This window comes from Streptomyces sp. NPDC043812, assembly GCF_056436245.1.
The window spans coordinates 112,235-122,888 of record NZ_JBWKCY010000023.1; the positions used below are offsets into that span (position 1 = coordinate 112,235).

Annotated in this window: 6 protein-coding genes and 2 pseudogenes; 2 read left to right on the top strand and 6 right to left on the bottom strand. The window is 72.7% G+C overall.

Features of this window, described 5'->3' with window-relative positions:
* Window positions 1-183: 183 nt before the first annotated feature.
* The 5 genes and pseudogenes from AC067Z_RS29315 to AC067Z_RS29335 all read right to left on the bottom strand — a co-directional run.
* Window positions 184-315, bottom strand: a pseudogene (locus AC067Z_RS29315) (IS5/IS1182 family transposase); the annotation flags it as partial.
* On the bottom strand, window positions 302-4,876 hold the full coding sequence (locus AC067Z_RS29320; RefSeq protein WP_478792645.1) for a HEAT repeat domain-containing protein: 4,575 nt from the start codon (window positions 4,874-4,876) through the stop codon (window positions 302-304). The pseudogene AC067Z_RS29315 and the gene AC067Z_RS29320, both read right to left, overlap by 14 nt.
* An 81-nt stretch (window positions 4,877-4,957) precedes the next feature.
* Window positions 4,958-6,487, bottom strand: coding sequence for an L-piperidine-6-carboxylate dehydrogenase (gene amaB / locus AC067Z_RS29325; RefSeq protein ID WP_478792646.1), 1,530 nt, complete (start codon window positions 6,485-6,487; stop codon window positions 4,958-4,960).
* 55 nt (window positions 6,488-6,542) lie between these two features.
* Entirely contained in the window at window positions 6,543-7,931 is a 1,389-nt protein-coding gene (gene hglS / locus AC067Z_RS29330) for a 2-oxoadipate dioxygenase/decarboxylase (protein ID WP_478792653.1), read from the bottom strand.
* A 37-nt stretch (window positions 7,932-7,968) separates the two neighbouring features.
* Window positions 7,969-9,183 (bottom strand): NAD(P)/FAD-dependent oxidoreductase, encoded by a 1,215-nt coding sequence (locus AC067Z_RS29335; RefSeq protein WP_478792654.1) that lies wholly within the window; start codon window positions 9,181-9,183, stop codon window positions 7,969-7,971.
* A gap of 131 nt (window positions 9,184-9,314) precedes the next feature.
* On the opposite strand from AC067Z_RS29335, the gene AC067Z_RS29340 reads away from it, so the two are divergent.
* Both AC067Z_RS29340 and AC067Z_RS29345 read left to right on the top strand, forming a co-directional pair.
* Window positions 9,315-10,223: a LysR family transcriptional regulator gene (locus AC067Z_RS29340; protein WP_478792647.1), complete on the top strand. Its 909-nt coding sequence runs from the start codon at window positions 9,315-9,317 to the stop codon at window positions 10,221-10,223.
* Entirely contained in the window at window positions 10,220-10,477 is a 258-nt protein-coding gene (locus tag AC067Z_RS29345; protein ID WP_478792648.1) for a contact-dependent growth inhibition system immunity protein, read from the top strand. The genes AC067Z_RS29340 and AC067Z_RS29345 overlap by 4 nt, the downstream gene beginning before the upstream one ends.
* A 96-nt stretch (window positions 10,478-10,573) precedes the next feature.
* Here AC067Z_RS29345 and AC067Z_RS29350 read toward each other — a convergent pair.
* Window positions 10,574-10,654: pseudogene (locus AC067Z_RS29350) on the bottom strand (IS200/IS605 family transposase); the annotation flags it as partial.

Genomic DNA, 10,654 nt, shown 5'->3' on the forward strand with positions numbered 1-10,654 from the left:
GAATCCGGGTCGACCCGGAGTCCGACGCATGAGACATGCGACGGAACCGGAAGGTTGTACGAACCGGTCCCGTACTCCTTCCCGTCACACCGTCGAGGGCCGCCGCGGCACTGGGCGTGCGCACGCTCTCGTTCGGATCTTGCCGGGCTCGCGTGCGCTGGCGTGCACGCTCGCCCGGCAACGTCATGAGCGGAGCCGCTGACGTACGGCAGCAACGGTCACGGTGCCGTGGAAGCCATACGCTCGCTTGTCGAAGCGGGTGGCCACGGCCCGGAAACCCTTGAGGACATCGATCGTTCGCTCAACCTCGTTCGATCCGGTCGAGGACGTCCGTGTACAGCCGCCGCCTGTCGGGGCGTGCGCGGGCGGCCGCGCGGGTGAGCGTGGGGACGGCCGTCTCCCCGAGGACCACGAGTCCCTCGGCCGCCGCCCTGCGGACCACGGGATGCGCGTGGTCGAGCAGCGCGGTCACCGTGGGCACCGCCGGAGCCCACCCCGCCCGGCACAGGACACGGATCGCCATGCGCTTCACGTCCGCCTGCGGGTCGTCCAGCAGCAGCGACGTGTGGTGCAGATGGGTCTCCCGGTCCAACAGGGTCCGCGAGATCCGGTGCGCGTGCAGCCGGACCCGGCGCTCGCGGTGGCCCAGCAACTGACCTATGACATCCGTCAGTTCATGGCCACGGTCACCGGTCGTGGCGTCGTCGTCCTCCGCCAGCCGCGTCAGCGCGCGGCGTATCTGCTCCGGGGTGCCGTGACGGGCGAGGTCGAACAGTTCCCGCCGTGACACGTCCCGCCGGACGGCCCGAACCGGGACCCGTTCCCGCAGCGCCGCCAGCGCCGCCGCGTCCTCTCGTGCCGCGTCCGGGCCGCGCAACGGGCCGTCGACCAGCTGCAGTCCGTCCGCCGCCTCGTCACGTCCCTCGGCGCGAAGCCGCGCGAGAACCTGCGTGAGTGCGGGGGTGCGCAACAGCGGATCCGGCAGCAGATCCAGTACGCCCCAGGCGCCCGCGCCCAGCCGCTCACCAAGCGCGTCGGCCAGCACGTCGGCGGGAACGCGGCGCAGAGCGAGCGCGGCGTCCCGCCGTACGGCGGGCGGACCCTGCTCCCACCACTGCAGCAACACCGGGATCAGCGGTACGAGATCCCAGGCGCCGAGCTCCCGGGCGATGAGCACGGCCCTGTCCGGCAGGATGTCCCCGCTCCGCAGCTCCGGTCCGGCCCGCAGACCCAGGTCGCGCAGACCCAGGACGGGAACGGTGACACGGCCGCGGAGAAAGGCCCGCAGCACCGGCATCCGCGCATCGGGATCCGGCCACGCGAGCAGCCGCCGGCCCGCCTCGTCACGGCGGTCCGGATCGCTGTCGGACAGCATGGCCGTGAGCCGCTCGAACAGCGCGGACGACCGGGGCTGGTCGAGGTCGTCGGCGCGTACCGACCGCGCGGGCGACGGTTCCGCGGCGGCCGTCTCGGTCAGGGTCCACTCGGGTGCGTCGAGGGGCTGAAGCTGCGTCATCCGGTCGCGGAGAGCGTCCCGGACGCCGGGCGCGGCCGTCGGCCAGGCGTCGATCAGTGCGCCCAGCACCTCCCGCGACCCGGGGGCATCCGCACGCTCGCCCCAGAAGCCCTCCAGCGCGGCCGGTGTGCGCAGCGCGGCTCCCAGGGCCGCATGCCATGCACCGGCGGGGGCCGTCCCTGAAGGCTGCTCCACGGCGAACGCCTTCCGCAGGACGGCCACCGCGGCGCGGTCCGGATCGGAGGCGACACCGGCCGCGGCGAGGTCGCGGGCGACATCGGCCCGGCCCACCACCGCGCCGCAGGCGCGCAGCAGTGGCAGCGTGCACCTGGCCCCGGGCAGGTCCCCGGCCGGCATCCGCACCGCGGCGGCGGCAAACGGCCGCCGGGCCGGGGGCAGATCGGGCACTACCGTTTCGAGGATCGCTACGAGAGCGTCGCGTTCCTCGCCCGACGAGCCTGGCAGCGCATCGATGAAGACACCCGCGTGACGGACGAGAACCGCCCGCTCGTCGTCCGGCCACGGCGCCGGGCACAGCCGCAGAACGAGCCCCAGCAGCTGCCTGCCCGTCTCCGGCACGGTCTCGGCGAGATGGAGCCAGTCCGCGAGCAGCGGGCGCAACTTCCGCAGCCGACCCGGGCCCGGCCGCTCGGACCGTCCGGCGAGGCGCAGCGCGACCGCGGAATTCCAACCGGCCGCCACGAGCAGCGCTGCGTCGGCATCCGCCGCTTCGTGAACACCGGACCTCGCGGAGGCCGGACGTCCGATGCCGTGTGCGGCGACAAGGGCTGCCGGCTCGGCGGGTGTTCCGGAGGACAGCGCAACACTGCCGGAGGCGACCAGCGCCTGCAGAGCGGGCACGATCACGGACCCCTGATTGCCGAGCGCGACGAGTGACCGGGCGGAAAGCAGGCCGTCGAGAGCCGACAGCAACAGCGTCCGGGCGGACGTGTCCTGGGTACCCTCCGCGGCTGCGAGCACTGTCGCCGCGTACGCGTCGCCCAGGACGGCGTGCAGCGCTTCGACGAGCGCGTCCCGCAGTCCCGGATTGTCCGAACGCCCCAGCCGGTGCAGCAGGGCGGGCACCGCCTCCGGGGCACCCGCCCGGACGAGTGCCGCGGCGGCGGTCTTCCTGATGTTCATGGCCGGATGGTCGAGGCACGCGGCGATCGCGCCGCAGGCCCAGCGGGCGCGGGCCTGACCCAGAGCCGTCAGCGCCTGCCGCACGGTCTGCACGTCGGGTGCGGCAGTGAGCGTGATCAGCGACGCCGACAGCGCCAGGGCGCCGTCACCCGCCGCGTCCTGGGCGAGCAGGGCGATCACATGCTTGCGCACATGCCGGTCACGGTGGCGCAGCAGGCGGTGCACACGCGGGCGGGTGCCCTTGTACGGGCAGCGCTTCAACAGCTCCAGAAGCACGGCCTGTTCGCCGTCGGCCAGGCCGGGCCGGTCCAGCAGGTCCAGCACGGTGCCGGCCACGAACGCGTGCCCCGCCTCCTCGACGCCTTGCGCGTCCAGCAGACAGGCCGGCCGGATCTTCGCCCGCCCGTGCAGCCTGCGGCCCATCGCACGCAGTGCGTCGGCCACGGCCTCGGGCACGAAGGGCTCGGCGGCATGCTCCTCGGAACCTCCCGGCTCGTGGGCGGCGGCCAGTTCACCCACGACGCGCAGCAGCAGGTCCGCGAGCGCGGGCACCGTGCCCGCGCCGCCGTGGGAGGCCAGCCGGCACAGTGCGGCGACGGGGTCGGACGGATCCACGTGCGTACGCAGAACGGCGAGTTCGTCCTCGTCGGGCGCGCCGAGATCGGCCGCGACACGTGTCGGCAGATCCGCCGGATCGAGGCGGCGGAGCAGGCCCCGGCGCCGTCGCGGGTCCCGGTTCAGGTGCCACAGGAGCTCCAGCGCCCGATGGCGTACGGCACGAAGATGCGGCACGACCAGGTGCACGGAAGGGTCATCCGGATCCGCGGGCAGCCCGAGTCCCTCGGCCAGCGCCTGGACCGTGCGTTCCCCTCCGATGGCCTCCAGAGTCTCCAGCGCCGCCGCTGGGGCGTCCCGCAGCACGGCGAGCACCGTCTCCTCGGCGTCCGTGTACCGCAGCGCACGGATCGCCTCCAGGAACGGCGCCGGCCGGTGCGTCACCGCGAGCATCGCGGTGGCCACCTCGCCGATCGGCCGCGTGTCCACCCCCTGGCGGGCCAGCGCGGTGAGCAACTCCAGCCGCCGCGGCCAGGACGGATCGTCCGTGGGTGCGTCCGCCAGGAGCCGTACCGTCCCGGTCCGGCACGTGTACAGCACGGTGGCGACGTCGTCCGCCGGGACACAGACGTCGGCCAGCGCAAGGCCGAGGACCGACGGCACGTCCGCGCTGCCCGGGAAGTGGCCGCGACGGTGGAGCGCGCGCAGGCATACCGTCGCCGCGTTGCCGAACAGCAGCGGATCCCGCAGGGCGACGGCTGTCAGCTCGCCGATGTCACCGCGCTCGGCTCGTTCACCGAGCAGCTCCAGCGCGCGCTGCCGCAGGCGCGGTTCCCGGTCCGGGTCGGTGACGACCGCCCGGAGTAGTTCGTCGTGGCCGTGGTGTGCCGCGGCGGCGAGCGCCGCCCCGGCCGCACGGTCCGCCGCGCCGTCCGGCCCGGCGGCGAGGAACGAGGCGAACGCCTGTGCAGGCAGCGGATCCAGCGCGGCCCACGGCTCGGTCAGTTCGCGCAGGACGTCGGCAGCGGTACTGCCGGTCCCCTCGGCCTCCAGCAGTGCGGCCAGCTGCTCACGCGCCACGGACGGCGCCAGTACGCCCGCATGCAGCCCCTGCCGCACCAGGCGCAGCGCCTCGGCACGCAGCACCGGATCGGCGCTTCCCATCAGCTCCCGTACGAGCTCCTCGGGCCGGTGGGCGTCGCGGGCGTCCGTCGAGTGCACCGCCTGGTGGAGCAGTTCGCCGGGCGCCTCACGCCCGGCGAGGGCCGGCTCGTTCAGCAGCTCGGCGCGCAGCCAGGCGACACGCACCCCCTCCGTGAGGCCAGCATCGCGCCACGACGGCCAGGGCCGCCCCCCGAGGTACGGTCCCAGCCGTTCGTACAGCCTCGCGACGGCGAGCGCGCGCTCCGGGTGCCCAGGATCCGGACCGGGCACCAGATCCAGGAGATCCGCCTGCTCCGCCGTTTCACCGCTGCCGTCGGCGCATGCCCGCTCGGCCAGCAGGATCAGCCCCAGATCCCGCAGAGCCTCGCTCTCGTGGGCGAGCAGACACCGCAGCTGCTCCAACGGGCAGGTGCGCGCGTCGACATGGCGGGACAGCCACACCGCGTCGGCACGCGCGACGGCACGCAGGAAGGGCTGATCGGGTGTCCTCGTGTTCACCGTCGGATCCTAGGCAGCGGGGGCGCCCGTCCACCAACACGATTCGGGGCGCCCCGGACGAGGCCCCAGCGCCGACAGGGCCTAGAGGAAGCTCACGTTCTGCGCGAGGGCGAGCCTGCCGGAGTAGTTGATGGTGTTGGTCGCCGGGCGCATGTACGCACGCCATGCGTCGGAGCCGGACTCCCGGCCGCCGCCCGTCTCCTTCTCGCCGCCGAACGCGCCGCCGATCTCCGCCCCCGACGTCCCGATGTTGACGTTGGCGATACCGCAGTCGGAGCCCTCCGCGGACAGGAACAGTTCGGCCTCCTGCTGATCGCGGGTGAAGATGCTCGACGACAACCCCTGCGGCACGCCGTTGTGGAGTGCGACGGCCTCCTCGAACGTGTCGTAGGTGAGGACGTACAGGATCGGCGCGAACGTCTCGCGCCGCACGATCTCGCTCTGCTCGTCGACGCGGACGACCGCAGGCTCTGCGTACGCGGCCTCCGGTGCGGCGTCCGCGAGCCGCCGGTTCCCGCCCGCCAGGACCCTGCCGCCCTGGGCCTGCGCCAGGGCGAGCGCGTCCTGCATGGTGTCCAGGGCGGCCCGGGAGATCAGCGGTCCGACGAGGGTGGCCTCGTCGAACGGGTCGCCGATCGGCAGCTTTCCGTACGCGGTCGTGACCCGGTCGACCAGCGAGTCCGCGACGTCGCGGTGGACGATCAGCCGGCGCAGCGTCGTGCAGCGCTGGCCCGCGGTGCCCGCCGCGGCGAAGACGATGCCCTGGACGGCGAGTTCGAGATCGGCCGACGGTGCGACGACGGCCGCGTTGTTGCCGCCGAGCTCCAGGAGGCTGCGGCCGAAGCGTGCCGCCACACGCGGCCCGACCTCGCGTCCCATACGCGTCGAACCGGTGGCGCTGACCAGGGCGATCCGCGGGTCGTCGACGAGCAGTTCGCCGACGGCGCGGTCACCGAGCAGCAGCCGGTGCACATCGCGGGGCGCCCCGGTCTCCTCCGCCGCCTGCGCCAGCAGTCGGTCGCAGGCGAGCGAGATCAGCCCGGTCAGCTCGGACGGCTTCCACACGACGCTGTTGCCGCAGACCAGGGCGACGGCGGTGTTCCACGACCACACGGCGGCCGGGAAGTTGAACGCCGAGACGACGCCGACCACGCCGAGCGGATGCCAGCTCTCGGCGAGCCGGTGACCGGGGCGTTCGGAGGCGATCGTCCGGCCGTAGAGCTGGCGGGACAGGCCCACGGCGAACTCGCAGATGTCGATCATCTCCTGGACCTCGCCGAGCGCCTCGGAGCGGATCTTGCCCGCCTCGATCGTGACGAGGTCGGCGAGGTCGCTCTTGTGCTCGCGCAGCAGTTCGCCGAGGCGGCGCACCGTTTCACCGCGGCGCGGTGCCGGAGTCGTACGCCAGACGAGGAACGCCTCGCGCGCGGCGGACACGGCTTCCTCGGCGGCGGCCGCATCGGCGGCCCCGAGCGGGAACAGGTCCTCGCCGGTGATCGGTGTACGGGCGGAAATGCCCGTGCCGTGGGGGACGGTGACTCCGATGCGCCGCAGGGCGGAACGGGCGCGGTCGCGCAGCTCGTCGGTCGTGGGCAGGGCGTTCGCGGTCATGGGGACTCCTTCGACATACGGGGGACGGGTGGGGCGCGGCGGTGCCGGGGGATGGTCAGGCGGATGCCAGGCCGAGCGCCGTGGCCACGCGCGCCTCCGACTCCTTCTGCTGCCGCTCGTAGAGAACGAACGGATCCAGCACCTCGCGGCCCATCGCGGCCGACAGCCTGTCGCTGTCGTACGCGACACCGGCGGCCGCGTCGTTCCGCGCGGCCCCGCCGCTGAGGTTGGACTGGAAGATGCCGGCCGCGGAACGGGGCAGGAAGTCCTCGTAGACGATGGGCTCGGCACGGATCCAGCCCTCGCGCAGCAGGTCACCGATGCCGTTCGGCGGCCGGCTGCCGTCCCGGGGACGGTCGGGCACGACGTGGTAGGTGAAGTGGCCCAGCCCTGCGGCTGCCAGCTCCTCCTCGGTGTCCGGCATGTGCTGAGCCCACACGGCACGGGCGATGTCGCCGCGTTCCGTTGCCGGGCGGCCCGCAGCCCGTTCGTCGACGCGGGCCAGCAGATCGTCGTAGCGGGCCCGGCCCCGGCGGGTGAGCGCGATACCCCGCGCCTCCACCTCGCCGAACCGCACCCGTAGCGATCCGTCGACGACATCGCCGTCCGCGGTGCGCATCGGGCGGGACTCGGCGAGGGCGCGGAACGAGGTCTGACGCAGCAGCACATCGGGCCCGCTCCGGCGTGGGGGCCCCTGGATCGTGTCGATCATCTCGATGCCGCGCCCGGTCATCCGCCGGTACAGCTCGTCGATGTCCAGGACCCGCGGAGTGAGATGGTTGATGTGGGTGCTGCGCACACCGCCGATGTCCGCGGCGACGGCGGAGATCCGCTCCAGGGTTGCGTACCAGTCCTTGTCGACGGGCTCGGACGACAACGCGAAGGCATGGACGGCCAGATGAAGGAATCGCTCCGCGTGCGCGTCGGGCAGTTCCTGTTCGGCCTCGGCCCGGTCCGCCAGGGCGAGCAGTTCCGGCGGGAACAGTTCGCGGCCCGCGAGGAACGTGTCCAGGCGGGAGCGGACATCGGGGTCGAAGAAGCGTGGATCCGCCGAGGTGAGCATCGAGGTGAAGACGCGGAACGGGTTGCGTGCCAGTTCCTCGCGGTCCACCGGACGGAACGCGGTGGAGACGACGGGCACGGCGGCGTTCGCGGCTGCTTCGCGCAGATCGTAGAAGCCGACCGGGCGCATGCCCAGTGCGCCGAAGACGCGGGCGACCTGCTGCAGTTCGCCCGGTGTGCCGACCCGGATCGCGCCGTGCCGTTCGGCGGTGACCCGGCCGATCGATCCCAGCCGTTCGGCGTCCGCACCACGTGCCCGCAGGACGCTCTCGTTCACCTCGCGGGAGACGTCGACGAGCGTGGTGTACGCGGGGACCTCCCGGCCGTACAAGTCCGAAAGGCGCCGGGCGAACGCGGCGCGCAGCTGCCACTGACTGATCATCGGTCCTGCCTTCACGATCGTGCCTCCACGGTCCGGTTCACACCACATGGGCTTCGGGACGGGCGCCGGCCATGTTGCGGAATCGGTCGGCGCCGAACGGGGTGACGTCGATGAACGGCGTGCGGCCCAGGCACAGATCGCGGACGATCTCACCGACCGCCGGCGCCTGCAGAAAGCCGTGCCCGGAAAACCCGGTGGCATACAGGAAGTTCGACGGTTCTGCGGCACGCCCGATCAGGGCGTTGTGGTCCGGGGTGACCTCGTACAGGCCGGCCCAGCCGCCCGCGGTGGGCATCTCGGCCAGCGACGGCGCTCTGTGCCGTGCGACCTCGCGAAAGCGGTCCAGCCACTCCGGGGTCCAGGTGGTGTCGAAACCGTCGGGCTGTGCGGGGTCGGCCAGTCCGAACAGCAGCCCGTCGTCGCTGTTGTGGAAGTACGCCGACGAGGCGAAGTCGATCGTGAACGGGATCCTTGGCGCCCGGGGAACAAGCGCTGCGGTGAAGGCCAGTTGGCGCTTGACGGGCCGGACGGGCAGTCGTACCCCGGCCATCGCGCCGATTCCCGCCGACCAGGCGCCCGCCGCGCAGACGACGGTGGAACAGGCGATACGACCCCGGTCGGTGTGCACGGCCGTCACCCTGTCCCGCGTCGTCGCCATGCCCGTGACACGGGTGCGCGGCGCGAGGACGACGCCTGCCTGCTCCGCGGCGCGTGCGTAGCCCTGCACGGCGAGCCGGGGACGGGCATGGCCGTCGGCGGGGGAGTATGCGGCGGCGACGAGTCCCTCGGTGCTCACGTACGGGCACAGCCGCTGCGCCTCATCGGGATCGATGACCCGGCTCGGGACGCCGAGGCGGTTCTGCAGTGCGACCGAGGTCTCGAAGTCGGCGGCCTGTTCGTGCGTGGTGAGCAGGAACAGATAACCGACCGTATCGAGCCGCACCCCACCACCCGGTCGCCACGGAAAGTCCCGCCAGGCCGCGAGGCTGCGCAGCCCCAGTTCGATGTTGAGCGGATCGGAGAACTGCGCGCGCACCCCGCCGATCGGCTTGCCCGAACTGCCGCCGCCGAGCTCACCGCGTTCGACGACGACGATACGGGTGGCATCACCACCGGCTTCCTGCGCCGCCTCCGCGAGGTGGAAGGCGATGCTGGTGCCCACCACCCCGCCGCCGATGATCACGACGTCGGCCGTCTGAGGGACGGCAGGAGCCGCCGGGGCGACGGCGGGGGAGGACGCCATGGAGGGCATCGTGCGGCTCCCTTCATCGGTGGTGCGCGGCACGAGGGGGACGACGGTCGCAGACCTGCGCGTCATGGTCCAGCACCGCAATCGTTGACGTCCATGAACACTTTGTTCGCGTGACCTTTTACGATCCCTGAATGGACTGGACGAGTGCCCAACTGCGTTCCCTGGTGGAACTCACCCGCCGCGGAACGATCACCGCGGTGGCCCAGGCGCTGGGTTACACCCCGGGCGGCGTCTCCCAGCAGATCGCCGCGCTGGAGAAGGCTGCCGGGACGGAACTGCTCCGGCGGGTCGGTCGCCGGGTCGAGCTCACGGACGCCGGACTGACACTCGCCCACCACGCGACGAGGATCCTTGCCACCGAATCGGAAGCCGTCGAGGCGCTGGAACGCTGCCGTGACGAGGTCTCCGGCGCCGTCTCCGTCGGCCTGTTCGCCACCGCGGCGGCCGAGATCTGGCCGCCCGCCCTGCGCCGTGCCGCGCAGGCGCACCCCCGGCTGACGCTGCGCAGCCGCGACATGGACGTCGACGAGGTCTACGACGCGGTCGCCTCCGGAGCGGTCGACCTGGCACTCGGGCTCGACTATCCGGATGTGCCGATCCGCCGCGATCCCGCGCTGCGCGTGGTGCGCCTGTTCTCCGAACGCTTCGCGCTCGCGGTGCCCGCCGGGTCGATGCCGGGACGCGCGGCGGTCGCTCTCGCCGAAACCAGGGAGTGTGGCTGGATCCTGCCGTCCGCGGACAGCTACTACGGCCTCGCGGTGCGCACGGCCTGCCGCCGCGCGGGCTTCGAACCGGATGTACGGCACGAGGTGACCGACACGGCCGCCACCCTGGCTCTGGTGGAGGCGGGCATCGGGGTCAGCCCCGTGACGGACCTGATGCTCGCCCTGCGCTCCTCCCGCTTCGACGTCATCGGCTTGCGCGAGAGCGTCGAACGGCACGTGGTGGTCATCTGCCGTTCCTCCGCAGAACAGCGCCCCTCACTGCGAGCCCTCGCAGACGTCCTCCGCGCGACGGCCGCCGACGGAGGGCGGGCATGATGCAGCACATGAACCGCCGCATGCACCGCGACCGCACGCTCGAGGACCTCGAGCACGACCCCTGGCCGGACCCGGGCCCGACCACCCACCTGGTCGCCAAGGTCCACAGGCTGCGCCGCAAGCCGATAGGCACGCTGACGCTCGCGGAACTCCGCACGATGATCGTGCAGAACGTGGGCCTGTCCTACCTGCTGCCGCTGGCCATGGAGGCGCTGAGCGAGGACCCGCTGACCGACGCCTGGTTCTACCTCTGATCTTGGCCAGTGCTCCGCCCTTCAGGGCGGGGGTGAAGGCCATCCTTGGGCCGGAGGCGCGGAGCGTCGGAAGGCTCTGCGCCTTGGTGGTGACGGTCAGACGGGGCGCTGCTGGTTCGCGATGTACTGCTTGACAACGGTCAGGGGTGCCCCGCCGCACGATCCGGCGAAGTAGGA